This window comes from Amycolatopsis tolypomycina (assembly GCF_900105945.1).
Taxonomy (GTDB): Bacteria; Actinomycetota; Actinomycetes; order Mycobacteriales; family Pseudonocardiaceae; genus Amycolatopsis; species Amycolatopsis tolypomycina.
The window spans coordinates 6,222,731-6,248,846 of record NZ_FNSO01000004.1; the positions used below are offsets into that span (position 1 = coordinate 6,222,731).

The window sequence follows — 26,116 nt, forward strand, 5'->3', positions numbered from 1 at the left end:
GTGAAGATCACCGTCGACACGGGAACCTGCGTCTCGTCCGGCCAGTGCGTGCTGCTCGCGCCGGAGACGTTCGACCAGAACGAGGACGACGGCACGGTCGTCCTGCTCACCGAAGAGCCTGCCGCGGCCGAGGAGGACGCCGTCCGGCAGGCCGAGCTGACCTGCCCGGCCGCCGCGATCCGCCTTTCCGGCACGTGAGCGGCCGCGGTCCGGCCCGGCGGTTAACCTTCACCGGTGACCGAACAGCCGGGCCGGAAGCGGGACGCGGCCGCGACGCGACAGGCGTTGCTGGACGCCGGCGCGAAGCTGTTCGCCGAGCGCGGGTTCGACCGGACGACCGTGCGGGACATCGCCGACCTGGCCGGGGTCAACCAGGCGCTGCTCTTCCGCTACTTCGGCAGCAAGGAAGCGCTGTTCGAGGAGGTCATCGCCCGGAGCGGGCGTGAGCACCTCGAAACGCACCCGCCCGAGCGGCTGCTCAGCGCGTCGCTGCGCAGCATGCTCGAACCGGGCGGCGACCGGAACCGGACGCTGGAGACGTACCTGCGCTCGTCGGGCAGCGGGGACGTCGGGGCGGTGCTGCGCACGGAGATCGGGGACTCCTACGCCCGGATCCTGGCCACGCTGACCGACGCCCCGGACGCCGAGCTGCGCGCCGACCTCGCGCTGGCCTGGCTGATGGGCATCGGGGTGGTCCGCGAGCTCACCGGCAAGCAGCCGCTGGCCGGCGCCGACCCCGACGACATCGTCCGGCTCGTCGTCGCTGCCGTCCGGACGCTGCTCGAACGCGCCGAGTGATCACGGCAGCGCGCGCCGCAGCAGTTCCGCCAGGTGCACCGGCGTCCGGCCGGACTCCTGGGCGATCTGCGTCCGGCAGCTGAAGCCGTCCGACACGACGACGGTGTCCGGGCCGGCCGCGCGGATCGCGGGCAGCATCCGGTCCTCCGCCACCGCCTTCGAGACGTCGTAGTGGCCGCGCTCGAAGCCGAAGTTGCCGGCCAGGCCGCAGCACCCCGAGTCCAGGGTGGTGTTCCGGACGCCCGCGGCCTGCAGCGCGGACTCGTCGGCGCCGAAGCCGAGGACCGCGTGCTGGTGGCAGTGCACCTGCGTGATCGCGTCGACGTCGAGCGCCGCGAACGGGATCGGTGCCCGCTCCAGCAGCTCGGCGAAGGTGAACGTCCGGGACGCCAGCAGCTCCGCCCGCGCGTCACCCGGCATGAGCGCGGGCAAATCGCCGCGGAACAGCGCGGTGCAGCTCGGTTCCAGGCCCGCGACCTCGTAGCCGTCCGCCAGGTACGGCGCCAGCACGGACAGCGTCCGGTCCAGGACGCGGCGCGCGACGCCGAGCTGGCCGGTCGACACCCACGTCAGTCCACAACAGACTCCGCGGTCCGGCAGCACGACGTCGTAGCCCGCCGCGGTGAGCACCTCGTGGGCGGCGTCGAGCACCGACGGCGTCAGGTAGTTGTTGAACGAATCCGGCCACAGCACCACCCGGCGCTCCCCCGTCGCCTTCCGCCGGAGATCCGCGCGCGACGACGTGAACGGCGAAGACGCGAAGGACGGCAGGTCACGTTCCGGCGCGATCCCGCCGAGCCGCTTCACCAGACCCGCCAGGCGAGACCGGCCCACACGATTGGCCAGGCGCGGAGCCAGCGCGCTGAGCCGCAGCCACAGCGGCAGCCAGCCCATCGAGTAGTGCGACGCCGGGCGCAGCCGCCGCCGGTAGTGCTGGTGGAGGAACTCGGCCTTGTACGTCGCCATGTCGACGTCGACCGGGCAGTCGGAGAGACATCCCTTGCAGGACAGGCACAGATCGAGGGCTTCGTGCACTTCGGACGAACGCCAGCCGTCCTTGATCACTTCGCCGTTGATCATCTCGGCGAGCAGGTGAGCCCGGCCGCGCGTCGAGTGCTTCTCCTCCCGGGTGGCCCGGTAGCTCGGGCACATCACGCCGCCACCGCCGGTGTTGCGGCACTTCCCGACCCCGACGCAGCGCCGCATCGCCTGGCCGAAACTCCCCCGGTCCTCCGGGTAGCCGAGGAACACAGTGTCCTCAAAGGACTTCGACGTCGACCGCACGCGCAGGTCGGCGTCGATCGGCCGTGGCGCCACCAGGATGCCGGGATTCATCCGCCCGGCCGGGTCGAAGATCGCCTTGAATCGCGCGAAGACAGCCAGCATCTCCGGGCTGTACATGCGGGACAGCAGCTCCGACCGCGCCTGGCCGTCGCCGTGCTCACCGGACAGCGAGCCGCCGTGCGCCGCGACGAGGTCCGCGGCCTCCTCCAGGAACCGCCGGAAGTTCGCAACCCCGGACGTCGACAGCAGGTCGAAGTCCAGCCGCAGGTGCAGGCAGCCTTCGCCGTAGTGCCCGTAGACGACGCTGCGGCGGCCGTGCGCGCGCATGAGCTCCTTGAACTCGCGCAGGTACGCGCCGAGCCGCTCGGGCGGGACGGCGGCGTCCTCCCAGCCCGGCCACGCCTCCGACCCGTCGGCGAGCCGCGTCGCGAGCCCCGCGCCTTCCTCGCGGATGCGCCAGAGCCCGCGTTGCGCGGCCGGGTCGTCCACGATCGCGAACCCCGTCAGGTCGAGCGACGCGGCCAGTTCGCGCGCCCGCGCCGCCGGGTCGTCGCCGGCCAGCTCGACGAACAGCCACGCACCACCCGGCGGCAGGTCGCCCGCGCGCCCGGGCAGCATCGCGACGAGCTCGGCGTCGACACCCTCGACGGTCAGCGGCGACCACGGCAGGATCGACGGCACCGCGTCCGCCGCCGCGATGTCGGAGGGGAAGCCGAGCACCGCGAGCACCCGTTCGCGGGGCAGCTCGGCGAGCGAAACGGTCGCCTCCAGGATGGTCACGCAGGTGCCCTCGCTGCCGACGAGTGCCTTGGCGACGTCGAAACCGTTCTCCGGCAACAGGTGTTCGAGCCCGTAGCCGGACACGCGACGCGGCCACGTCGAGAGTTCCTTGCGCAGCAACGCCAGGTTGTCCCGGACCAGCGCACGCAGCTCGTCGAAGATCCGGCCCTCGGTCGGCTCGTCCGGGCCCAGCCGCAGCCGGGTGCCGTCGTAGAGCAGGACCTCCAGGGAGCGGACGACGTCGACCGTGCGTCCCCACGCCACCGAGTGCGAGCCGCACGCGTTGTTGCCGATCATCCCGCCGAGCGTGCAGCGGCTGTGCGTCGACGGGTCCGGGCCGAACCGCAGGCCGTGCGGGGCCGCGACCGCCTGCAGGTCGTCGAGCACCGTCCCCGGCAGCACCCGCGCGAGCCGCGTCGACGGGTCCAGGGAGAGCACCCCGCCGAGGTGGCGCGAGGTGTCGACGACCAGGCCCGGGCCGCACGCGTTCCCGGCGACGCTCGTGCCGCCGCCGCGGGCGATCACCGGCAGGTCACGGTCGCGGGCGGCCGCGACCGCCGCGACGACGTCGTCGACGGTCCGCGGCAGCACCACGCCGCGGGGCACGTGGCGGTAGTTGGAGGCGTCGGTCGTGTACAGGGCGAGCGTGGCGGCGTCGGTGAGGATCTCCACCCGTCCATTCAAGCCGCCCGGGGGCCGCCGTACCTCTCCAGCCGGGTATGTCCGGAACCACACTCCGTGTGCCATCGTGATCGAGTGACGGCAAAGGAGCACGTTGCCGAGTACAGCGCGGTGCTGGGCGAGCTGCTGCGCGAGCGCGAGAAGCTGCTCGGCACGCTCGACCGGGTCGCCGCGCTGCACGGGACCGCGCGCCTGATCCGGGAGACGGTCGGCGCGAAGGCCGGCTTCGTCGCCGAGCTCGACCGGCCCGAGCTGGCCGTGATCCGCTGGATGTCCGGCACCCGGACGAACGCGCTGCAGGACCTCCAGGTGCCCGTCGGCCAGGGCATCGGCGGCCGGGTGCTGGCGCTGGGCCGGCCGGTGAAGGTCACCGACTACGTCAGCTCGCCGGCGATCACCCACCAGTTCGACGCCCAGGTCCGCGGCGAGGGCCTGGCCGCGATGCTCGCCGTCCCGATCGTCGCGCGCGGCGAAACCGTCGCCATCGCCTACGCGGCCATGCGCGAGCCTGCCGACTTCGGCGACGACGCCGTCCGGCGGATGGAAGAGGTCGCGCGCGAGGCCGGGACGGCGTTGCACCTGGCCAAGGTCGCCGAGACCGACCGCACGGCCGCGGTGGCCGGCGAGCGGCTGCGCATGCAGAGCGCCCTGCACGACTCCGTGGGCGCGCTGCTGTTCTCCATCGGCGTCCAGGTGCGCGACCTGCACGAGGACCTCCACGGCAACCCCGGCCTGGAGGCGCGGCTGCGGCGGCTCGAAGGGGACGTCTCGGCGGCCGCGGGGGCGCTGCGGGAGTCGCTGCTGGCCCTGTCGGAGTCCAGCCCGGAGCGGGCTCTGCCGGTGGAACTGGCCGAGCACTGCCGCTCGTTCCAGGCACGCTGTGGCGTCCCGGCCCGGTTCGTGCAGCTCGCGGCGGTGCCGCCGCTGGACGCCGAACGCACCGCGCTGCTGGTGGCGGCGGTCCGCGAGGGCCTGCTCAACGTCGAGAAGCACGCGCGGGCGTCCTCGGTGATCGTGAGCCTGCTGCCCAGCGACGACGGCGTCCAGGTGGTCGTGGCGGACGACGGCACGGGCGCCGAGGCCACCCCCGGCACGGGCATGGGCCTGCGGACGCTCACCGGGCGGGCCGCGCGGCTCGGCGGCCGGGTCAGCCTCGTCCGCGACGACGACGACGGCTGCACCCTGCGCGCCTGGGTGCCGCTGGTGCGGCCGTGACACCGGCGACCGTCTTCGTCGTCGACGACCACCCGGTGGTCCGCGACGGCGTGACGCTGCTGCTGCGCTCGGACCCCTGCCTCAACGTGGTCGGCTCGGCGGAGTCCGGCCGGCTGGCGATCGAGCGGGTGGCGTCGCTGGCCCCGGACCTGATCCTGCTCGACCTGCGGCTGCCGGACATGCTGGCGCCGGAGGTCGTCACGGAACTGCGCCGGGTCCACCCCGAGGGCAAGATCGTGGTCTTCACCGCCCACGGCGACCACCAGGGCGTGCTGGCGGCGCTGGAGTCGGGCGCGCACGGCTGCCTGCTCAAGGACGCGGCGGGCGCCCAGCTGGTGACCGAGCTGCGCCGGGTCCTGCGCGGCGAGCGCGTCGTCGACCCCCGGATCCTCCCCGACGCCGGGCAGCGCTCGGACGCGCTGGCCCGCAGCGGCTTGACCCGCCGCGAGTACGAGGTCCTGCGGCTGGCCGCGCAGGGCCAGACGAACCCGGAGATCGCGGAGTCGACCGGCCTGGCGCGGAACACGGTGAAGACGTACCTGCAGTCGGCGCTGCACAAGCTGGGCGCGCGCAACCGCGTCGAGGCGATCGGGAAGGCCAGCGAAGCCGGGCTGCTGTGACATCCTCGGCCGGGTGACGATCGACCTGCACACGCACAGCACGGCCTCCGACGGGACCACGCCACCGGCAGAGCTCCCGCGGCTGGCCGCCGAAGCCGGGCTGACGGTGCTCGCGCTCACCGATCACGACACCTTCGCGGGCCTGTCCACGGCTTCCGCGGTCGCGTCCGACGTCGAAATCGTGCCCGGCGTCGAGATCTCCTGCCGGCTCGACGAGTTCGAGGTGCACCTGCTCGGCCTCTTCGCCGATCCGCTGTCCGTCCCGCTGGCGGCCGAGCTGGAGCTGATCCGCACCGACCGCGTCCGGCGCGGGGTGCGGATGGTCGAGCGCTGCCGGGAGCTCGGCGCGCCGATCACCCTCGCGCAGGTCGAGGCGATCGCCGCGGGTGCGCCGCTGGGTCGTCCGCACATCGCCGCGGCACTGGCCGCGGTGGGCATCACCGACGCCTTCACCGCCGACTGGATCGCCGACGGCGGCCGGGCCGACGTGCCCAAGCACGTCCTGTCCACTGTGGAGGCGATCGCGCTGGTCCGCGCGGCCGGCGGCGTGGCGGTGCTGGCTCACCCGCGCTCGGTCAAGCGGCGCGCCGCGGTCACCGACGCGCAGCTGGCCGCGCTCGCCGCCGCGGGACTCGCCGGGATCGAGGTGGACCACCCGGAGCAGCCGCCCGAGGTCCGCGAGCGACTCCGGGAAGTAGCTGCCGACCTGGGGTTGCTCGCGACCGGGTCGAGCGACTTCCACGGTGACCGCAAGCCGGTCCGGCTCGGCGAGTGCACCACTTCGCCGGAGGTCTTCGCGGCGCTCCGGGAGTCCGCCGTGTCCGTTTCGTAGCCGCCTACCTCTCCAGGTGGGGGTATCGGATCACTCCCCGCCGAACGCAGGATGACCGCCACCGATCGTGACTCACGTCACACGAGTGGAGGAGGCCTCTTGCGTCCTGGAGTGAGTTCGTGCTGACCGTGCGTGGCCTGCGGGTGCGGTACGGCCGGTCGACGGCCGCGCTGCGCGGGGTCGATCTCGACGTCTCCGCCGACGGGGTGCTGGCCGTCCTCGGCAGCAACGGGGCCGGGAAGTCCACTTTGCTCAGAGCCGTCTCCGGCACCCTCCGCATGCACCGGGGCTCTATCGACGACGGCGAAATCCGCTACGCCGGCCACGCGCTCGGCAGGCTCGACCCCGCCAGGATCGTGCGGCTCGGCGTCGTCGGCGTGCCCGAAGGGCGGCAGGTCTTCGCGCGGATGACCGTCGAGGAGAACCTGCGGGCCGGGGGGATCGGGGCGCGGACCGCGGCCGAACGCACGGAAGCGCGCAAGCGGGTCGACGCGCTGTTCCCCGTGCTCACCGAACGCGCGAAACAGCGCGCGGGCCTGCTCTCCGGCGGCGAGCAGCAGATGCTGGCCATCGGCCGGGCGCTGATGTCCGCGCCGAAGCTGCTGCTGCTCGACGAGCCTTCACTGGGCCTGGCTCCCAAGATCGTCGAGCAGATCGGGCGGACCATCCGCGAGATCCACGACCAGGGCACCGCCGTGGTGCTGGTCGAGCAGAACGCCGTGATGGCGCTGAACGTCGCCGACCACGCCGTGGTCCTCGAAGTGGGCCGGGTCGCGCTGGCCGGGACCGCGGCCGAGCTGGCCGCCAGCCAGGACGTCCAGCGGCTCTACCTCGGCGGGCACGCCGAATCGCAGGAGACCGCCGACGCCGAGGCGGAGAACGCCCGCAAGAGCCTGGCCGGCCGGACCCTGTCGAGGTGGGCCGGATGACGCCGCCGGAGCTGGGAGTCGAAAACGTCTCCCTGCGGTTCGGCGGGATCCGCGCGCTCGACGACGTGAGCTTCACCGTCGCCCCCGGGTCGCTGCACGCGCTGATCGGGCCGAACGGCGCCGGGAAGTCCAGCTGCTTCAACGTGATCAGCGGCCTCTACCGGGCCGACAGCGGCCGCGTGCGGCTCGGCGACACCGAGCTCACCGGACTGGCGCCGCACAAGCTGGCCGGCCTCGGCGTCGGGCGGTCGTTCCAGAACGCCGCCCTCTCCCCCGGCTCGACCGTGCTGGACAACGTCATGCTCGGGCGGCACGCGCTGACCCGCGGCGGGTTCCTCGAAACCGGGCTGCGGCTGCCGTGGACGGTCCGCGCCGAGCGGCGGCACGCCGAACGCGCCCGCGAGATCTGCGCGTTCCTCGGGCTCGGCGCGGTCGTCGACGCTCCCGTGGGCGCGCTGCCCTATGGCGTCGTCAAGCGCGTCGACCTCGCCCGCGCGCTGGCCGTCGAGCCGGTGCTGCTCCTGCTCGACGAGCCCGCGGCCGGGATGAACGCGGCCGAGACCGCCGAGCTGGCCGGGACGATCAGCGGCATCCGCGCGGAGCTGGGCATCTCGATCCTGCTCGTCGAACACGACATGGGCCTGGTGATGGGCATCGCCGACCGCGTCACGGTGCTCGACTTCGGCAGGCGCATCGCCGACGGCACCCCGGCGCAGGTCCAGGCCGACCCGGACGTCATCAAGGCCTACCTGGGCACGGAGGCGGCGTGAACACTTTCCTGCAGCTCGTGGTGAACGGCCTCGGCAAGGGCGCGGTGTTCGCCCTGCTCGCACTGGGGTTCGTGATCATCTTCAAGGCCACCGAGGTGGTCAACTTCGCGCACGGCTCGCTCGTGCTCTTCGGCGGCTACCTCGTCGTGGTGACGAAGGACGCGCTGGGCTGGGTGGGCGCGTCACTCGTCGGGATCGTCTCGGCCGGCCTGCTCGGCCTGCTGGTGGAACGGCTGCTGCTGTCGCGCTCGCGGCACGCCGACGCCAACAGCCTCGCCCTGCTCACCATCGGCGTCGACGTCATCATCACCGAGGAGATCGTGCGCCGCCTCGGCGTCACGCTGCCCTTCCTCGGCGACGCCTGGGACGCGAAGCCGTTCCGGCTCGGCGGGATCACGCTGTTCCGCACGCACCTGGTCGCACTCGGCGTCGCCGCGGTGCTGATCACGGCGTTCTGGCTGGCCTTCAAGTACTCGAACTGGGGCGTGGCCATGCGGGCCCAGGCGGAGAACCGCGAGGCCGCCGCGCTGATGGGCATCCGCAGCTCCCGCGTCACCGCGACCGCGTGGGTGGTCGCCGGGCTGCTGGCCGGGGTGGCCGTGCTCTTCATCGCGACGCAGGACTTCTCCGGCGCCGGGCTGTCGCGCGGGACGCACTCGATCGCGCTGGCCGCCTTCCCCGCGGCGATCCTCGGCGGCCTCGACTCGACGGCGGGCGCGGTGGTCGGCGGCCTGGTCGTCGGGATCGCCGAAGCGCTTTCGGCGCAGTACGTCTCGTTCGACTTCTCCAAGAGCGCGGTGTTCCTGGTGATGCTGGTGGTGCTGGTGATCCGGCCTTCGGGGCTCTTCGGCACGAGGGAGCGAACCCGTGTCTGACCAAGCCGTGTCCGAAGTGGACACTCCACCCTCGAAAGCCGGACCGGCGGAGAAACCGCGTCGCAGCCGGACGAGCCTGGTGCGCAAGGTCGCGTGGCTGGCTCTCCTGGTGGTCCTGCTCGCCCTGCCGCTCTACCTCGACGCCGCCTGGCTCAAGGCCGGGCAGTACATGATGATCGGCGCGGTCGGCGCGATCGGGCTGACCCTGGTGGTCGGGCAGGCCGGACAGCTTTCCCTGGCCCACGCGTTCTTCCTGCTCGCCGGCGGCACCGCCTACACCGTCCTCTCCGGACCGACGAGCGACGAGCGCGTCATCGGCTTCGGCCTCGACCCGGCGCTCTCGCTGCTGGGCGCGGTGGCCGTCGCGGCCCTGCTCGGGCTGGCCTTCGCGCCGGTCGCCGGGCGGCTGCGCGGGATCTACCTCGGCGTCGCGTCCCTGGCGCTGGTGTTCCTGGGGCTCTACTTCGGACAGTCCGCGGAGGAGCTCACCGGCGGGACGTCGACCGGACGCACCCCGGCGTCGTTCTCCCTGTTCGGCTTCCCGTTCACCAACGACGGCCCGGAAATCAGCCTGCTCGGCGTGCCGATCCGGCAGGCCGAGCGCATGTGGTACCTGTTCCTGCTGCTCACCGTGCTCGCTTTCGTCATCGCCCGCAGCGCGGTCCGCGGCCGGGTGGGCCGCTCGTGGCGGGCGGTGCGCGACAACGAGGCCGCGGCCGCGGTGATGGGCGTCAGCGTGCTGCGGGCCAAGGCGGGCGCGTTCGCCGTCTCCTCGGCCTACGGCGGGCTCGCCGGCGCGATGACCGTGCTGTGGTTCGACATCCTCAAGCCGGACGAAAGCGAGTTCGGCACCTATGGCATCAACGTGTCGATCGCCTACCTGGCGATGGTCATCATCGGCGGCCTCGGCTCGGTCCCCGGCGCGCTCGTCGGCGCGCTGATCGTCAACGGGCTGCCGCAGGTCCTCGCCCTGTATTCGGCCGACCTGGGCTGGTTCTCCGGCACCGGCGACGGCGCGCTGACCCCGATCCTGGTCAGCTCGTTCGTCTACGGCGCCGCGATCATCCTCGTCGTGCTGTTCGAGCCGGGCGGGCTCGCCGCGATCGGCCGCCGGCTCACCCGGTCCCGCCGTCAACCCCCGGAGGAATCATGAAACGCACACACCTGGCGGCGGCGCTGGTGGCCGTCCTCGCGCTCTCGGCGTGCAGCACGAAAGCGAACGACTCGGGCTCGTCGGGCTCGGACAGCTCCGGCGTCAAGACCGGCAAGGGGGTGACGGCGACCGAGGTGACGCTCGGGGTGATGACCGACAAGTCCGGCGTGTTCAAGAACCTCGGCCTCGGCGTCACGCAGGGCAACGAGCTGTGGGCGAAGGACTTCAACGCCGCCGGCGGCGTGTGCGGGCGGCAGGTGAAGCTCGAGCAGGTCGACCACGGCTACAAGGCCGACACGGCGAAGACGCTGTACCCGCAGATCGAGCCGAAGGTGCTCGGGTTCGTGCAGCTGCTCGGCTCGCCGGTGGTGGCCGCGCTGAAGCAGAACCTGGCCTCGGACAAGACGACGGCCGCGCCCGCGTCGTGGTCGTCGGAGCTGCTGGACAACCCGTACGTGATGATCGTCGGCACCACCTACGACCTGGAGATCATCGACGGCCTGTCGTACCTGCAGGAGCAGGGGCAGCTCAAGGACGGCGACACGATCGGGCACATCTACATCGACGGCGAGTACGGCAAGAACGGCCTGCGCGGCTCGCAGTTCTACGCCAAGAAGCACAGCCTGACGCTCAAGGAAGTGAAGATCACTTCGACCGACAGCGACCTGACCAACGTGGTGACCGGGCTGAAGGGCGAGGGCGTCAAGGCGATCGTGCTGACGACCACGCCGACGCAGACCGGCTCGACGGTCGGGGCGAACAAGGCGCTCGGGCTCAACGTGCCGGTACTGGGCAACAACCCGACGTTCGACCCGGCGCTGCTCAAGAGCCCGGCCGCCGGCGCGCTCGACAAGCTGACGATCGTCGCCAGCAGCGTGCCGTTCTCCGCGGACATCCCGAAGGCGAAGGACGTGGCGGCGAAGTACAAGGCCGCGTACAAGGAAACCCCCAACGGCGGCGTCCCGTACGGCTACGCGGTCGGCGAGGTGTGGGGCGCGGTCCTGAAGAAGGCGTGCGACAACAAGGACCTCACCCGCGACGGCATCGCGGCGGCCCTGAAGCAGACGACGTCGGCGAACACGGACAACCTGGTCGCGGCGCTCGACTTCTCCAAGCCGGGGACGCCGGCGACGCGCCAGGTGTACGCGGCCACCCCGGACGCCTCCGCCGAGGGCGGCGTCAAGTACGTCAAGCCGTTGTTCGAAGCGCCCGAGGCGAAGGAGTACGTGGCTCCGCACCAGAAGTGAGCCTTCGTCCGGCCAGCGCGGCCGCCTCGTGGAGCGGGGTGGTCGCGTTGGCCTTCACGGCGTCGTGGTCGAGGCCCTCCGCCTCACGCGAAAGTGTGTACAGGATCCCGCCCGCGCCGGCCACGTAGTCCGGGATCACCACGTCGGCGGTCAGGGTGAGCGCCTTCTCCGGCTCGACCCACGTCAGGCCCTGGTTCGGCCGCGAGGTGGGCGCCCACCGAGCCATAGCCGCTGATCACCGAGGCCACCAGCCAGTGAGCACCGTGGCATTGCCGGACGGCAGCCACGCCGGGCACCGAGATGTTCACGTGGGGTCACTCGACCGAAACCGGTGTGAAGCGGCCGCGCCGGACGATTCGGCACCATGGGGCCCGGCGTGAGCGAACTCGCCGAGCCGGGCCGTGATCGATTCCTTCCAGCGGTCGATCGCCGATCTTCCGGAAGTGCTGCCGGTGTGCGTCACGGCCGGAAACGACGATTTCCTGATCGAAGTGACCACCCCGGACATCGACGCGTGGCACGCATTCCCGGCCGACCGGCTCGCGTTGCGCCGCGAGATCGTCGGGTTCCGGACGTCGATCGTTTTCCGGCACCTGCGCAAGACGATGCTTGAACCGCTCCCGTAGGGGTAACCGGGGTTGACCCCGGAACGGCGCGACACGCCACCCCTACGTGAACCCCGGAAATACCCCGGTTCGCACGCTCGGAGGCGGAAACTGTCGGTGGCGGGGCGTCTAATGAGCTCGACGGGAAGGAGGCGCCGCCATGATCACCACACTCAACCATCGTGAGCGGGCCACGTTGAGAGCCGTGGCCGGGGGCCACGCCGAGATCAGCTGCAGCTGCGAGCCTGACCTGTTCATCGACGGCCTGAGCTGCTGCGACCAGTCCACCGTGCACCGGCTCGCGCGGCTCGGCCTGATCGCGCCGGCCCGGCCCGGCAAGTGCGGCGAGCTCGTGCCCGCCCTGCTCACCGAGGCCGGCTCGCAGGCGCTGGGCGAGGTTTACGCCGCCGCGGCGTAAACACGTTGCCACACACTGGGGTCACTGTCAGCATCACCCGATGCACGTATTCCTCGAAACCGAGCGGCTGATCCTCCGCCGGTTCACCGAGAACGACGCCGATGCGCTCTTCGAGCTCTACGACGACCCGGCCGTGATGAAGTACCTCAATGGGGGACAGCCGGCGGATCGCACGGAGATCGTCACGCTGGATCTCCCCGCGTTCCTCGGTTACTACGAGCGTTTCCCCGGTTACGGGTTCTGGGCGGCGATCGAAAAGAGCACCGGCGACTTCCTGGGGTGGTTCCATTTCCGCCCGCGTCCGCAGGATCCGCCGGACGAGCCCGAACTCGGCTACCGGCTGCACCGGAAGGCGTGGGGCAAGGGCTACGGCACCGAAGGCTCGGCGGCGCTGCTCGCGAAGGGTTTCACCGAACTGGGGGTCCGCCGGGTGAGTGCGTTCACCATGACGGTGAACAAAGCCTCGCGCCGGGTGATGGAAAAGCTGGGGATGAGGTTCATCCGCACGTACTTCGAGGAGTTCCCGGAGCACGAGCGGGCGCCGGGCAGCGAGCACGGCGAGGTCGAGTACGGCATCACCCGCGAAGAGTGGCTCGCGAGCGCCGCGTCCGGCGCTCACGAGCCGCCCGGTCAGCGGTAGACCTCGAACTCGTAGATGCGCGAAGCACCGTTGCCGTCGTTGGCCGGCGTGGTGACGTTCAGCTTCACGTACCGCGCCGACCGGGTCGCGATCGGGTGATACGTACGGCTCGCCCGCGACCCGGTCACCGACGCGACGGTCGTCCACGACGAGCCGTCGGCCGACGTCTGGATCGTGAACGCGCCGGTGTTCCAGCCGGTGGTCTCGCCGCCCAGGCCGGCGTGCTTGACCACGAACGCCGACACGTTCTGCGCCGATCCGAGGTCGACCTGCAGGAACTTGGTCGCGGCTGTGGTGCAGAACTTGCTGTTGCCCGCCAGGCTGCCGTCGACGGCCTTGGCCGCGGTCTCGGCCGAGTTGCAGGTGGCCGAGCCCGTCGCCGTCTTGCCCAGCGCCAGGTTCGCCCCCAGCTCGGGCGCCGCCGGCGGCGGCGTGAACCCGTCGTTGTACGACGGCGGGACGTCGGACACGCTCGTGCCCCAGCTGCTCGGTGCGGAGCCCATCGCGTAGCTCAGCGTCGACGCGCCCGCGATGTCTCCGTAGCGGATCCACGACTTCGTCGTCGGAACGCCGTTGACGCTCAAGCTCTGCACGTACTGGGCGCCGGCCCCGCTGCCGGTGATCCGGATCGTCCCGGACGGCCGGATGATCGAGGCGTCCGGGAACAGCGGGCCGTGCAGGGCGAGGACGTCCGCGCCCGGCGTCGCCGGGTACATCCCCAGCGCGGCGAAGACGTACCACGCCGAGGTGGCGCCGAGGTCGTCGTTGCCGGGCAGGCCGCCCGGGCCGGTGGTGAACGACTCGTTCATCACGCGCCGCACCGCGGAGCTGGTGCCCTGCGGGTGGGCGGCGTAGTTGTACGCCCACGGCACGCCGTGCTCGGGCTCGTTGCCGATGTAGAAGTACGGCTGCGTCAGCCCGCCGTTGAGCTGGGTGAAGTGGTGGTCCAGCCGCTGGACGGCGGTCTGGCGGCCGCCCATCAGGTTGATCAGGCCCTGGTAGTTGTAGGGCACCATCCAGGTGTACTGCGACGGGTTGCCCTCGGTGTACCCGCTGTTGCTCGACGGCACCACCGGCCACGCCCACGTGCCCGTGCCGCCGCGCGGCTGGACGTACCCGGAGTCGGGGCCGAACACGTTCTGCCACCACTGGGCGCGCTGCATGTACGTGGTGTACTTCGTCGTGTCGCCGAGCGCCTTCGCGAACTGCGCCACGGCGAAGTCGGACGCCGAGTACTCGAGCGAGTCCGACGGGTCTTCGGTGACGTAGTGCCGGCTCAGGTACCCGGACTGACGGCCGCGGATCGCCTGCCCCTGGGTGGTTCCGCCGGTGGAGCTCCGGTCCATCAGCGTCAACGCCGCCGCCGTGTCGAAACCGCGGACCCCGAAGGCGTACATGCTGCCGACGACGATCGGCCCGGGGTCACCGGTCATCACGAAGTGCTCGTTGCTGTTGTGGGACCACTTCGGCAGCAACCCGCCCTGTTGACCGTCCAGCACCATCGACTTCGCGATGTCGCTCGCCTCGGCGGGCGCCACGAGCCCGATCAGCGCGGCCCACGAGCGGTAGATGTCCCAGCCGGAGTAGTTCTGGTAGACGGGGTGCGACGCGGTGTGGATCGCCTGGTCGAACCCGCGGTACTGGCCGTTCGTGTCGCTGGCGACGTTCGGGTTCTGGAACACGTGGTACAGCGCCGTGTAGAACTTCTGCAGGTCCGCGGCAGCTCCGCCGGTCACCTGGACGCGGTTCAGGACCGTGTTCCAGCTCGTGTCGGCTGCGGCCCGGGTCGCCGCGAAGTCGAAACCGGGGTTCTCGGCGGCGAGGTTCGCCTGCGCGTTGGCCAGGCTGACGAACGAGATGCCGATCTTCGCCTGCACGGTCGTGTTGCCCGAGGTGTCGAAGGTGACGTAGCCGCCGGAGTTCGTGCCGCTGGTGCTCGAGGACCCGGCGTTCACGGTGCCGCCGAGCCAGGTGCCGAACCCGCTGGGCGCGCGGTCGAACTGGATGACGTAGAAGATCTGGTAGGTCTTCGACGAGCCGCAGAAGCCGCCGCCGGTCACCGAGCCGGTGAGCCGGCTGCCGTCGATCGAGATCGACCCGCCGCGGTTGCCGGTGGCGCTGCGGCTGGTGTTGACGAGCAGCCGCGCGGACGTCGTGTTCGGGTAGGTCAGCTTCATGAACCCGGACCGCTGGGTGGCGGACAGCTCGACGGTCGTGTTGTAGGTGTCGAGCTTGTTCTTGTAGTAGCCGGGCGCGGCCGACTCGTTCGCCTTCGTGTAGCGGCTCGCGTACCCGGTCCAGCCGGTGCCCGGTGACGTGCCGATCGCGCCGGTGATCGGCAGCAGGCCGAGGTCTTCGTTGTTGGCGCAGCCGGCGCCGTTGAAGTGGGTGAGGCTGAACTCTTCGATGCTCGTGTCGCCGTACCGGTACCCCGACGGCGACGCGGTCGGCGTGTCCGGGCTGAACTGCACCATGCCGAACGGGACGACGGCACCCGGGTAGGTGCTGCCGCCCGCCCCGCCCGGGACGGGGTTGGGCGAGTTGCTGTTGTCCGTGCCGATGAAGGGATTCACGTACTGCGTGAGGGCGAGCGTCGCGGCGCCGGCCGCCGGTGCGGCGAGCCCCGCTCCGGCGAGCGCGACGGCGAGCGCGGCCGCGCACACCCGGCCGGCCAATGGTCTGGACATGACCCTTCCTCTCCGTGTCGCCCGCCTTCCGCCGGCGACAACGTTGTCGGGCGTGGTGACAACGTTGTCAGCACGGCGCTTGCCGCACTGGCAACGGTCAGGGGATCGAAGTGGTACCGGAACTCGGTGGCAGGACATGGTGCCACGAAAGGACCTGCCGACGGAAGCGCCGAAAGTTCGTTGCGCGCCAACCGGTTCCGCGACCGGACCAGTCAGCCCCGGTGGACCACCCAGTGGTCGCCGAGTGCGGTCGTCGTCGCCTCGCCGTTGGTGAGGTCCGCCAGCCAGCCCGCGAACACCTCGTCCTCGCCCGGCGCCAGACCGACCTCGAAGCGGGCCAGCTCGTCGAAGCGGGTCGCGTGGAGCACGTACGAAGAGGCGCGCAGGTCGTTCTCCAGCCGGCCAGCGCGGTCGTAGTCCACCGCCACCTCGACCAGGCTGAGACGCCGGTGTTCTAGTACACCAACAACTTCCACGGCGTCCGAAACGGACTGACCATACGCGCGGATCAAGCCGCCCGCGCCCAGCAGCACTCCCCCGAAGTACCGCGTCACCACCGCGACCGTGTCGGTCAGTTCGCGGCGGCGCAGCACTTCCAGCATCGGCGCACCCGCCGTGCCCGCCGGCTCACCGTCGTCACTGGACCGCCGGGTTCGCCCATCCGGCCCCAGAACGAAGGCGTGACAGTGGTGCCGCGCGCCCGGATCCGCGCGGCGGCGGGCCGCGATGAACTCGCGCGCGGCCGCTTCCGACGTCACCGGAGCGAGCGCGCAGAGGAACCTCGAGCGCTTGATCTCGATCTCGTGGCCGCCCTCGCGAGCCACGGAGAGATAACGATCAGTCATCGGAGGAGTCCGCCATGTGCCCAGCTTGCCACTCCCGGACCCGCGTCCCACACCCGCCCCGGGCCACTTCGGACGGATGTTTCCGCAGGTCAGCAGGGCAGTGGACCGCTCTGCGGGAGATCCAGCCCGGCATATGGGACTACCCCGTGGCCCGTCAACGCAAGCGTGGCATTCCCCACCCGGACGCAACGACGTATGTCGATAACAGCGAATTCACACTATCGTCATAAGACCCGGCGAACCCGGGAGTAACACCGCGCGCTCCGGACGGCCCCCACCACAGTGGCCGGCCTGTGCGCGCTCGCAGCACCCGACATGTTCGGCTGCCCAGTGTCGTGCGGCCTCCCAGATGACCGCGTTCCGGGCGTGCAGCCCGGCCGATGAAGCGCGGCATCTTGCACCTCGAACAGAACAACTGTTCTCGACTGACCATCGCGGTACCGGGCCACTTCGTTAACCGGTTCAGCAATGAACCACTCGATGGAGTGAGTACCGGTCGCGCCAACGCCTTGGGAGGCGGCCAGCCGTGACCCACCGTGCCAGTTCCCTGCCCCCGTCCCGGGAGCAGCTCAGCAACGCCGAGGCCGAGGGCCTCTACCGGAGCGACTACGAACACGACGCCTGCGGTGTCGCCTTCGTCGCCGACCTGACCGGACGACGCGATCATGCGATCGTCGCCAAGGCCCTGGTCGCGTTGCGCAACCTGGAACATCGCGGGGCTCGTGGTGCCGAACCGGACACCGGCGACGGCGCCGGACTGCTGATCCAGATCCCGGACGAGTTCTACCGCGCGGTCGTGGACTTCGAGCTCCCCGAGCCGGGCGCCTACGCCGTCGGCACGGCTTTCCTGCCGCAGGACGAAAAGCGCCGCGGCCGGGCCATGACGACCATCGAGCGCATCGCCGCCGAGGAGGACATGCGTGTCCTCGGCTGGCGCGAGCTGCCGGTGCACACCGAGCACTGCGGGCCGACCGCGGCCGAGACCATGCCGCACTTCACGCAGTTGTTCCTCGCCGCGCGCCGCCCGAAGCCGGAGCACTCGGACCCGCTGCACCTCGAGCGCAGCGCGTTCTGCGTCCGCAAGCGCGCGGAACACGAGCTCGTCGAGGACGACGTGTACTTCCCGTCGCTGTCCTCGCGCACGATCGTCTACAAAGGAATGCTCACCGAGCCGCAGGTCGAGCGCTTCTTCGCCGACCTCACCGACGAGCGCGTCACCAGCGCCATCGGCCTGGTGCACTCCCGCTTCTCCACCAACACGTTCCCGTCGTGGCCGCTGGCGCACCCGTACCGGTACGTGGCGCACAACGGCGAGATCAACACGTTGCGCGGCAACCGCAACTGGATGGACGCCCGCGAGGCGCTGCTGGAAACCGACCTGATCCCGGGCGACCTCAAGCGCGTCTACCCGGTGATCACCCGCGGCGCCAGCGACTCGGCGTCCTTCGACGAGGTCCTCGAACTGCTGCACCTCGGCGGCCGCTCGCTGCCCCACGCCGTGCTGATGATGATCCCGGAGGCCTGGGAGAACCACCAGGAGATGGACCCCGCGCGGCGCGCGTTCTACGAGTTCCACTCGACGCTGATGGAGCCGTGGGACGGCCCGGCGCTCGTCGCCTTCACCGACGGCAGCCAGATCGGCGCGGTGCTGGACCGCAACGGCCTGCGCCCCGGCCGGTACTGGGTGACCGACGACGGCCTCGTCGTGCTCGCCTCCGAGGTCGGCGTGCTCGACATCGACCCGGCGACGATCGTCCGGAAGGGACGCCTCGAGCCCGGCCGGATGTTCCTCGTGGACACCGTCGAAGGCCGGATCATCGAGGACGAAGAGGTCAAGACCGAACTGGCCACCGCGCACCCGTACGACGAATGGGTCGACGCCGGCCTGCTGCACCTGGAAGACCTGCCGGAGCGCGACCGCGAGGTCCCGCTGCACGCCGCGCTCGTGCGCCGCCAGCAGGCGTTCGGCTACACAGAGGAAGAGCTCGAAGCCATCCTCGAGCCGATGGCCCGCACCGGCGCGGAGCCGATCGGCTCGATGGGCAACGACTCGCCGCTCGCTCCCCTTTCGAGCAGGCCGCGGCTGCTCTTCGACTACTTCATCCAGCTGTTCGCGCAGGTCACGAACCCGCCGCTGGACGCCATCCGCGAGGAGCTCGTCACCGCGCTCGGCACCCAGATCGGCGCCGAGCCGAACCTCCTGGAGGGCAACGCGGCCAGCTGCCGCCGGATCGTGCTGCCGTTCCCGGTGCTCGACAACGACCAGTTCGCCAAGCTGGTGCACGTCAACGACGACGGCGACCTGCCGGAGTTCCAGGCCGTGACCGTGCTCGGCCGCTACAACGTGCACGGCGGCGGCGACGCGCTCGTCAAGCGGCTCGACGAGATCCGCGCCGAGGTTTCGGAGGCGATCGAGGACGGCGCCCGGCTGATCGTGCTGTCCGACCGCGGTGTCGACGAAAACCACGCGCCGATCCCGTCGCTGCTGCTGACCGGCGCGGTGCACCACCACCTCGTCCGCGAGAAGACGCGCACGCAGGTCGGCCTCATCGTCGAGGCCGGCGACGCGCGCGAGGTGCACCACATCGCGCTGCTCATCGGCTACGGCGTCGCCGCGGTGAACCCGTACCTGGCGATGGCGACCGTCGAGGAGATGGCCCACCAGGGCCTGATCCCGGGCGTGACGCCGAAGCAGGCGACGCAGAACCTCATCAAGGCGCTCGGCAAGGGCGTCCGCAAGACGATGTCCAAGATGGGCGTTTCGACGGTCGCGTCCTACACCGGCGCGCAGATCTTCGAGGCGATCGGGCTCGGCGAAGAGGTCATCGACAACTGCTTCACCGGCACGACGTCCCGCCTCGGCGGCGTCGGCTTCGAGACGCTGGCCGACGAGGTCGCGAAGCGGCACAAGTACGCCTTCCCGGCCGACGGCGTCCGGGCCGCCCACCGCGAGCTGGAGACCGGCGCGGACTACCAGTGGCGGCGCGAAGGCGAGCCGCACCTGTTCAACCCGCAGACGGTGTTCAAGCTCCAGCACTCCACGCGCTCGGGCAAGTACGAGATCTTCAAGGAGTACACGAAGGCCGTCGACGACCAGGCCGAGAAGCTGCTGACGCTGCGCGGGCTGTTCGACTTCAAGTACGGCAAGCGCGCGCCGGTGCCGATCGAGGAGGTCGAGCCGGTCTCGGAGATCGTCAAGCGGTTCGCCACCGGCGCCATCTCCTACGGCTCGATCTCGATGGAGATGCACCAGACCCTCGCCATCGCGATGAACCGCCTCGGCGGCAAGTCGAACACCGGTGAGGGCGGCGAAGACGCGGAGCGGCTTTACGACCCGGAGCGGCGCTCCGCGGTCAAGCAGGTCGCTTCGGGGCGCTTCGGCGTCACGAGCGAGTACCTCGTCAACGCCGACGACATCCAGATCAAGATGGCGCAGGGCGCGAAGCCCGGCGAAGGCGGGCAGCTGCCCGGCGCGAAGGTGTACCCGTGGATCGCGAAGACGCGGTTCTCGACGCCGGGCGTCGGCCTGATTTCGCCGCCGCCGCACCACGACATCTACTCGATCGAGGACCTGGCGCAGCTGATCCACGACCTCAAGAACGCCAACCCGAACGCGCGCATCCACGTGAAGCTCGTGTCCGAGGTCGGCGTCGGCACGGTCGCGGCGGGCGTCTCGAAGGCGCACGCGGACGTCGTGCTCATCTCGGGTCACGACGGCGGCACCGGCGCTTCGCCGCTGTCGTCGATCAAGCACGCGGGTGGCCCGTGGGAGCTGGGCCTGGCCGAGACGCAGCAGACGCTGCTGGCCAACCGGCTGCGCGACCGGATCGTCGTGCAGACCGACGGCCAGCTCAAGACCGGCCGCGACGTCATCATCGCGGCGCTGCTGGGTGCCGAGGAGTTCGGCTTCGCGACCGCGCCGCTGGTGGTGTCGGGCTGCATCATGATGCGCGTCTGCCACCTCGACACGTGCCCGGTCGGCGTCGCGACGCAGAACCCGAAGCTGCGCGAGAAGTTCAGCGGCAAGGCCGAGTACGTCGTCAACTTCTTCGAGTTCATCGCCCAGGAAGTGCGCGAGTACCTGGCGGAGCTGGGCTTCCGGTCGATCGCCGAGGCCGTCGGGCACGCCGAGTTCCTCGACAAGCGCAAGGCGATCGAGCACTGGAAGGCGTCCGGGCTCGACCTGTCGCCGATCTTCCACGTGCCCGACATGGCCCCGGCCGGGCTGCGCCTGCAGCAGACCAAGCAGGACCACGGCCTGGAGAAGGCGCTCGACAACACGCTGATCCAGCTGGCCGAGGGTGCGCTGAACTCCGGCGACAAGGTGCGGCTGGAACTCCCCGTCCGCAACGTGAACCGGACCGTCGGCACCATGCTCGGCTCGGAGCTCACCAAGCGGTGGGGCGGCGAAGGCCTGCCCGACGACACCATCGACGTCACCTTCACCGGCACCGCGGGCCAGTCGTTCGGCGCGTTCGTGCCGAAGGGCATCACGCTGCGGCTCTACGGCGACGGCAACGACTACGTCGGCAAGGGCCTCTCCGGCGGACGGCTGATCGTGCGGCCGCCGCGGGACGCCCACTACGTGGCCGAGGAGCAGATCATCGCCGGCAACGTCATCGCCTACGGCGCGACGAGCGGCGAGATCTTCATCCGCGGCAAGGTCGGCGAGCGGTTCTGCGTGCGCAACTCCGGCGCGCTGGCCGTCGTCGAAGGCGTCGGCGACCACGGCGGCGAGTACATGACCGGCGGCCGGATGGTCGTGCTCGGCCCGATCGGGCGCAACTTCGCGGCCGGCATGTCCGGCGGCATCGCCTACGTGCTCGACCTGCCCGCCCACCGCGTCAACCCGGAGATGGTCGACCTCGACCCGCTCGACTCCGAGGACGCGGACTTCCTGCGCGAAACGCTGGAAAAGCACTACGACGAAACCGAATCCGCGGTCGCGCGGGAACTGCTGGCCGACTGGGACGCGGGCGTCGACCGCTTCGGGAAGGTCATGCCGAAGGACTACAAGCGCGTGCTCGCGGCGCAGGTGCAGGCCGAGCGCGACGGGCGCGACGTGAACGAGGCGATCATGGAGGCCGCACATGGCTGACCCCAAGGGCTTTCTGACCACCACCCGCGAAGAGCCGAAGCGGCGTCCGGTCGACCTGCGGCTGATGGACTGGCGCGAGGTCTACGAAGACTTCGCCACGACGAAGCTGCAGAAGCAGGCCGGCCGCTGCATGGACTGCGGTATCCCGTTCTGCCACCAGGGCTGCCCGCTCGGGAACCTCATCCCGGAGTGGAACACGCTGACCTGGCGGGAGGACTGGCAGCAGGCGATCGAGCGGCTGCACGCGACCAACAACTTCCCGGAGTTCACCGGGACGCTGTGCCCTGCCCCGTGCGAAACCGCGTGCGTGCTCGGGATCAACGACGACCCGGTGACGATCAAGCGGGTCGAGATCTCGATCATCGACCGGGCCTTCGACGAGGGCTGGGTGAAGCCGCAGCTGCCGGTCGCGCTCACCGGCAAGAAGGTCGCCGTCGTCGGGTCCGGCCCGTCGGGTCTTGCCGCGGCGCAGCAGCTCACGCGCGCGGGCCACAGCGTCGTGGTCCTCGAGCGGGCCGACAAGATCGGCGGGCTGCTGCGCTACGGCATCCCCGAGTTCAAGATGGAGAAGTCCCGCCTGGACCGGCGCCTCGACCAGATGCGGGCCGAGGGCACGGAGTTCCGGACGTCGGTGAACGTCGGCGCGGACCTGCCGGTCGCCGAGCTTTTGGATTACGACGCCGTGGTGCTGGCCGGTGGCGCGACCGACTGGCGCGACCTGCCGATCCCCGGCCGCGAGCTCGACGGCATCCACCAGGCCATGGAGTTCCTGCCGCCGGCCAACCGGGTGGCTTCGGGCGAGCTTTCGGTGTCGCCCTTCGACGCTTCCGGTCTCGACGTCGTGGTGATCGGCGGCGGCGACACGGGCGCGGACTGCGTCGGCACGTCGCACCGCCAGGGCGCGCGGTCGGTGACGCAGCTGGAGATCATGCCTCGCCCGCCCGAGGCGCGTTCCGACGCCCACCCGTGGCCGACGTACCCGATGATCTACCGGGTGTCCTCGGCGCACGAAGAGGGCGGCGAGCGGCTGTACGCGGTGAACACGCAGGAGTTCCTGGGTGACGACTCCGGTCGGGTGCGCGCGTTGAAGCTGGTCGAGGTCCGCAACGAGGGCGGCAAGTTCGTGCCCGTGGCAGGCACCGAGCGGGAGCTGCCCGCGCAGCTGGTCCTGCTGGCGATGGGCTTCCTCGGGCCGGAGAAGAAGGGCCTGCTCGAAGACCTCGGCGTCGAGCTGGACGCGCGCGGCAACGTGGCCCGCGACAAGGCGTTCAAGACGAGCCTGGACAACGTGTTCGTGGCCGGCGACATGGGCCGCGGCCAGTCGCTGATCGTGTGGGCGATCGCGGAGGGCCGCAGCGCCGCGGCCGGCGTCGACGCCTACCTGACCGGCCGCGACGTCCTGCCCCGCCCGATCGCGCCGACGGACCGGCCGATCGCGTAAGACCCGGCGCCGGCGGAGGTGCCACTGTCGTCACCTCCGCCGGCGCTGTCCCACGTCGTCAGAACCGGTAGCGGAGGATGCGCGTGCCCTGCCGGGCCAGTGCGGTGCGGTGGCTCATGAGCCGGGTGGCCGCGCGCAGCGGCTGGGGAAAGCGGGCGACTTCCGCAGCGCGCGCGAGCAGCTGCTCCTCGGCCAACGTCAGGCCCGCGCCCCAGGTTTCGGGCTCGCGCGGGTCGTCGAAGCCCTGGGCGGCGGTGATGCCGATGGACTTGATCGTCGGGTGGTACTTCATCGCCCAGGCGGCGAAGCGGGTGTAGCCGTTGATGGCGAGTTCACCGGTGCCGAAGTGCGCGGTCAGCTCGCGGGTCATCCGCTGGAACGTGTCGCCGGGCAGGAACGGCAGCAGACCTTCGGCGACGATCATGGCCGGCCGGTCGCGGGGCAGCGGGTCGAGCCAGCCCGGCGTGGTCAGGTCGGCGCCGACGAGCCGCGACCGGTCCGGCAGGAACTGCGGCCGCAGGCCGACGACGTCGGGGAAGTCGACGTCGTACCAGTCGACACCGGCGGGCGGGTCGCAGCGGAGGACGCGGGTGTCGAGCCCGCACCCGAGGTCGAGCACGACGGCGTCCGGATGGGCGGCGACGAACGCGCGGACCGCGTCGTCGAGCTTCTTGGCGCGCAGCGCGGTGCCGCAGACGAGGCTGGGCTTGAGGCGGAGCTTGGCGAAGTCGTAGTCGATCGTGCCGGCAATGCCCGCGGAATGGGTGTCGCCGAGGATCGGCTGGGGCAGCTCGGCGTCCAGAGCCCTCGCGTAGAGGGTGAGCAGCAGGGTTTCCCGGACCGGGTCCAGGTCCAGGCGCAGACGGGGCACGGGAGGTCCTCAGGGTTTCGGGGGATGGCGGGCGGCGATGTCGCGCAGCCAGGTCAGGGACTGCTGGGCGGCGCGGATGCGCCCGGTCCGAGGTCCGCTGCCGCCGACGAGGTGCGCGCCCTCGTCGGCGATGTCGCCGAAGGCACCGAGGCCGTCGAGCTTGCGCTGGATGACCTTGTGCCAGGCGTCGTCCTCGATGCGGTAGTAGGTGGTGCGGTCACCGGGCACGCGCACCTTGCGGACCAGCCCGATGGCGGCGAGGAACCGCATGTTCGAGGTCAGCGACGCGCGGCTGGCCCGGATCGTCTCGGCGATCCGGCCCGCGGACTGCTCGGGCGGGTCGCAGATCATCAGCAGGCCGAGGATGCGCCCGGTGATCGGCGGGAGCGCCCATTCCTCCACGCAGAACGTGGCCACCCGCTCGATCCACCGCAGCACCTCGTCCTCGTCGTCCGCACCGGACACAACGCTCCTCCTCGGCCACCTGTGTTCCTCCTCGGCTCGCCAAGAAGGGGCTAGTTGTTTCAGTCTCGACTGAAACAACTAGCCCCGTCAACCCCCGAGTTTCTCAGCGGTCGTAGTAACCCTTCTCGAGGTCGTCCAGCAGCCCGGGTTGCGTGGGCTGCCAGCCGAGCAGCTCCCGGGTTGCCTGCGCGGAAGCCGGCTGGTCGATGGCCAGGATCCCGCCGAGGAACCCGAGTTCCTCGGCAGCCACGGACGTGACCGGCAAGCCGGTGCGGCGGCCGACGACCTCGGCGATGTCGCGGATCCGCACGCCTTCGTCGCCGACCGCGTGCAGGACGGCCTTCGGTTCGGCCCGTTCCAGCGCAAGGCGGAACAGGTGGGCGGCGTCCAGGACGTGCACCGCGGGCCAGCGCTGCGTCCCGTCGCCGACGTAGGCCGCGATGCCCTTTTCGCGCCCGAGGGCGACCAGGTGGGCGATGAACCCGTGGTCGCCCTCGCCGTGGACCGTCCGCGGCAGCCGGACGAGGGACGCGCGGACGCCCCGTTCGGCCGTCTCGAGGATGGCGCGGGCGATGTTCCCCCGGCCGCCCACGGGACCCACGAAGACGGGGTCGTCCTGCTCGGTCGCCGCGCGTCCGGGCACCATCGGCGTCCCCGAGGCCGCGACGAAGGCCTTGCCGGCCAGGACGTCGGTCATGGCTTCGACGGCCCGTGCATCGGTCGCGATCGAGTCCTCGATCCGGGTGAAGTCGTGCCCGAAGGCGAGGTGGACGACGCCGTCAGCGCTCTTCGCGCCCGCTTGCAGCGTTTCGAGGTCGCCGAGATCGCCGCGCAGGACGGTCGCCCCCATGGCGGCGACGGTGTCGGCGGCCGCGTCCGACCTCGCCAGCCCGACGACGTCGTGGCCCGCGTCGAGGAGTTCGGGCACGAGGGCCCGGCCGATCCAGCCGGAGGCGCCGGTGACGAACACACGCATGAGGTTCTCCTTCAGTGATGACACCTGGTGCCATCACCGTACACCCGCGATGACACCCGGTGTCATCGCCTAGGCTGGGACCCATGAGCCGCTGGGAGCCGAACACGCGCGAGCGCCTGCTCGACGCCGCGCTCGACCTGTTCGGCGAGCGCGGCTACGACAGCGTCACGGTCGCAGAGATCGCGGAGCGGGCCGGACTGACGAAGCGGACCTTCTTCCGCCACTTCGCCGACAAGCGCGAAGTGCTCTTCGCGGGCCAGGAGATCATGAGCAGGCTCCTGTCCGACGCAATCGCGGCCGCACCAGCCTCGGCAACCCCGATCGAGGCGGTCGCGGCGGCATTGACGGCCGCCACGCAACCGCTGGGGCCCCATCGGCGGGAGCGGGCCCGCCAGATCCGCGCGGTGGTCGCCGGCCACACCGACCTGCGCGAGCGCGAGCTGCTGAAGCTGGCAACGCTACGGGCCGCAATGGCCGAGGCATTGCGCGCCCGCGGCACCCCACCCCCGACGGCAAGCCTGGCCGCGGAGATCGGCGGCCTCGCGTTTTCGACGGGCTTCATTCGCTGGGTCGAGCCGGACAGCGAGCGGGAGTTCGCCCCGCTGGTGCTCGAGGCCCTGGACGAACTGATGGCAGCAACCACCACCCTCGCCTGACCCTGCACGCCGGCTCGCCTGCCCCGCCCCGGCTCGGCTGCCCCTGCCCCGGCTCGGCTCGCCTGCCCCGCCCCGGCTACCCCTGCCCCGGCTCGCCTGACCCGCCCCGCCCCGGCTCGGCTACCCCTGCCCCGGCTCGCCTGACCCGCCCCGCCCCGGCTCGGCTACCCCTGCCCCGGCTCGCCTGACCCGCCCCGCCCCGGCTCGGCGGCCTCGTTCCCGCGAGATCC

23 protein-coding genes are annotated in these 26,116 nt (G+C 71.2%); 16 read left to right on the forward strand and 7 right to left on the reverse strand.

The genetic code is table 11. The features are described from left to right. Both BLW76_RS38100 and BLW76_RS38105 read left to right on the forward strand, forming a co-directional pair. Entirely contained in the window at positions 1-198 is a 198-nt protein-coding gene (locus tag BLW76_RS38100) for a ferredoxin (protein ID WP_091316726.1), read from the forward strand. A gap of 36 nt (positions 199-234) precedes the next feature. Beyond that, entirely contained in the window at positions 235-798 is a 564-nt protein-coding gene (locus BLW76_RS38105; protein WP_091316728.1) for a TetR/AcrR family transcriptional regulator, read from the forward strand. Here BLW76_RS38105 and BLW76_RS38110 read toward each other — a convergent pair whose 3' ends face one another. Continuing rightward, positions 799-3,534 (reverse strand): FAD-binding and (Fe-S)-binding domain-containing protein, encoded by a 2,736-nt coding sequence (locus tag BLW76_RS38110; RefSeq protein WP_091316730.1) that lies wholly within the window; start codon positions 3,532-3,534, stop codon positions 799-801. It abuts the gene before it with no gap. Between the two features lie 84 nt (positions 3,535-3,618). Between BLW76_RS38110 and BLW76_RS38115 the strand changes: the two genes are divergently transcribed. From BLW76_RS38115 to BLW76_RS38150, 8 genes are all read left to right on the forward strand, one after another. Then, entirely contained in the window at positions 3,619-4,758 is a 1,140-nt protein-coding gene (locus BLW76_RS38115; RefSeq protein ID WP_091316731.1) for a GAF domain-containing sensor histidine kinase, read from the forward strand. Next, the gene (locus BLW76_RS38120; protein ID WP_091316733.1) at positions 4,755-5,378 is read left to right on the forward strand and encodes a response regulator; all 624 of its coding nucleotides are present in this window, start codon (positions 4,755-4,757) and stop codon (positions 5,376-5,378) included. Before BLW76_RS38115 ends, BLW76_RS38120 begins: the two co-directional genes overlap by 4 nt. Positions 5,379-5,391: 13 nt before the next feature. Then, a complete protein-coding gene (locus tag BLW76_RS38125; protein ID WP_091316735.1) occupies positions 5,392-6,210 on the forward strand; it encodes a PHP domain-containing protein in 819 nt (272 codons plus the stop codon). A 119-nt stretch (positions 6,211-6,329) separates the two neighbouring features. Then, the gene (locus tag BLW76_RS38130) at positions 6,330-7,139 is read left to right on the forward strand and encodes an ABC transporter ATP-binding protein (protein ID WP_091316737.1); all 810 of its coding nucleotides are present in this window, start codon (positions 6,330-6,332) and stop codon (positions 7,137-7,139) included. Next, a complete protein-coding gene (locus BLW76_RS38135; protein WP_208613469.1) occupies positions 7,136-7,909 on the forward strand; it encodes an ABC transporter ATP-binding protein in 774 nt (257 codons plus the stop codon). Before BLW76_RS38130 ends, BLW76_RS38135 begins: the two co-directional genes overlap by 4 nt. Continuing rightward, positions 7,906-8,784, forward strand: a complete 879-nt coding sequence (locus BLW76_RS38140) for a branched-chain amino acid ABC transporter permease (RefSeq protein ID WP_091316741.1) — start codon at positions 7,906-7,908, stop codon at positions 8,782-8,784. Before BLW76_RS38135 ends, BLW76_RS38140 begins: the two co-directional genes overlap by 4 nt. Positions 8,785-8,791: 7 nt before the next feature. Next, positions 8,792-9,937, forward strand: coding sequence for a branched-chain amino acid ABC transporter permease (locus BLW76_RS38145; RefSeq protein WP_091316743.1), 1,146 nt, complete (start codon positions 8,792-8,794; stop codon positions 9,935-9,937). Beyond that, a complete protein-coding gene (locus BLW76_RS38150) occupies positions 9,934-11,184 on the forward strand; it encodes an ABC transporter substrate-binding protein (protein WP_091316745.1) in 1,251 nt (416 codons plus the stop codon). Before BLW76_RS38145 ends, BLW76_RS38150 begins: the two co-directional genes overlap by 4 nt. On the opposite strand, the gene BLW76_RS48135 is transcribed toward BLW76_RS38150, so the two are convergent. After that, on the reverse strand, positions 11,126-11,410 hold the full coding sequence (locus BLW76_RS48135) for a hypothetical protein (RefSeq protein WP_143060761.1): 285 nt from the start codon (positions 11,408-11,410) through the stop codon (positions 11,126-11,128). The genes BLW76_RS38150 and BLW76_RS48135 overlap by 59 nt on opposite strands. Before the next feature lie 175 nt (positions 11,411-11,585). Between BLW76_RS48135 and BLW76_RS38155 the strand changes: the two genes are divergently transcribed. The 3 genes from BLW76_RS38155 to BLW76_RS38165 all read left to right on the forward strand — a co-directional run bounded on the left by BLW76_RS38155 (position 11,586) and on the right by BLW76_RS38165 (position 12,847). After that, the gene (locus BLW76_RS38155) at positions 11,586-11,810 is read left to right on the forward strand and encodes an Lrp/AsnC ligand binding domain-containing protein (protein ID WP_244170503.1); all 225 of its coding nucleotides are present in this window, start codon (positions 11,586-11,588) and stop codon (positions 11,808-11,810) included. Positions 11,811-11,949: 139 nt separating this feature from the next. Next, on the forward strand, positions 11,950-12,207 hold the full coding sequence (locus BLW76_RS38160; protein WP_208613470.1) for a hypothetical protein: 258 nt from the start codon (positions 11,950-11,952) through the stop codon (positions 12,205-12,207). Between the two features lie 40 nt (positions 12,208-12,247). Next, positions 12,248-12,847 carry a GNAT family N-acetyltransferase gene (locus BLW76_RS38165; protein ID WP_091316746.1) on the forward strand — a complete coding sequence of 200 codons (600 nt, stop codon included), beginning with the start codon at positions 12,248-12,250 and terminating at the stop codon, positions 12,845-12,847. Here the strand turns inward: BLW76_RS38165 and BLW76_RS38170 are convergent. Both BLW76_RS38170 and BLW76_RS38175 read right to left on the reverse strand, forming a co-directional pair. Continuing rightward, entirely contained in the window at positions 12,838-15,534 is a 2,697-nt protein-coding gene (locus BLW76_RS38170; protein ID WP_091316748.1) for a GH92 family glycosyl hydrolase, read from the reverse strand. The two genes, BLW76_RS38165 and BLW76_RS38170, sit on opposite strands and share 10 nt — an antisense overlap. 212 nt (positions 15,535-15,746) lie before the next feature. Next, the gene (locus BLW76_RS38175; protein WP_091316750.1) at positions 15,747-16,379 is read right to left on the reverse strand and encodes a YigZ family protein; all 633 of its coding nucleotides are present in this window, start codon (positions 16,377-16,379) and stop codon (positions 15,747-15,749) included. 526 nt (positions 16,380-16,905) lie between these two features. Here BLW76_RS38175 and gltB point away from each other — a divergent pair. Further along, the gene (gene gltB, locus BLW76_RS38180) at positions 16,906-21,477 is read left to right on the forward strand and encodes a glutamate synthase large subunit (protein ID WP_091316752.1); all 4,572 of its coding nucleotides are present in this window, start codon (positions 16,906-16,908) and stop codon (positions 21,475-21,477) included. Next, positions 21,470-22,918, forward strand: coding sequence for a glutamate synthase subunit beta (locus BLW76_RS38185; protein ID WP_091316754.1), 1,449 nt, complete (start codon positions 21,470-21,472; stop codon positions 22,916-22,918). The genes gltB and BLW76_RS38185 overlap by 8 nt, the downstream gene beginning before the upstream one ends. Positions 22,919-22,976: 58 nt before the next feature. Here the strand turns inward: BLW76_RS38185 and BLW76_RS38190 are convergent, their stop codons facing one another. The 3 genes from BLW76_RS38190 to BLW76_RS38200 form a co-directional block, all read right to left on the reverse strand. Beyond that, positions 22,977-23,789, reverse strand: a complete 813-nt coding sequence (locus tag BLW76_RS38190) for a class I SAM-dependent methyltransferase (RefSeq protein WP_091316756.1) — start codon at positions 23,787-23,789, stop codon at positions 22,977-22,979. A gap of 9 nt (positions 23,790-23,798) precedes the next feature. Then, positions 23,799-24,254 (reverse strand): GbsR/MarR family transcriptional regulator, encoded by a 456-nt coding sequence (locus BLW76_RS38195; protein WP_091316758.1) that lies wholly within the window; start codon positions 24,252-24,254, stop codon positions 23,799-23,801. A 103-nt stretch (positions 24,255-24,357) separates the two neighbouring features. Continuing rightward, a complete protein-coding gene (locus BLW76_RS38200) occupies positions 24,358-25,230 on the reverse strand; it encodes an SDR family oxidoreductase (protein ID WP_091316759.1) in 873 nt (290 codons plus the stop codon). Positions 25,231-25,313: 83 nt separating this feature from the next. Here BLW76_RS38200 and BLW76_RS38205 point away from each other — a divergent pair, with 83 nt between their 5' ends. After that, entirely contained in the window at positions 25,314-25,886 is a 573-nt protein-coding gene (locus tag BLW76_RS38205) for a TetR/AcrR family transcriptional regulator (RefSeq protein ID WP_091316761.1), read from the forward strand. Positions 25,887-26,116: the final 230 nt, after the last annotated feature.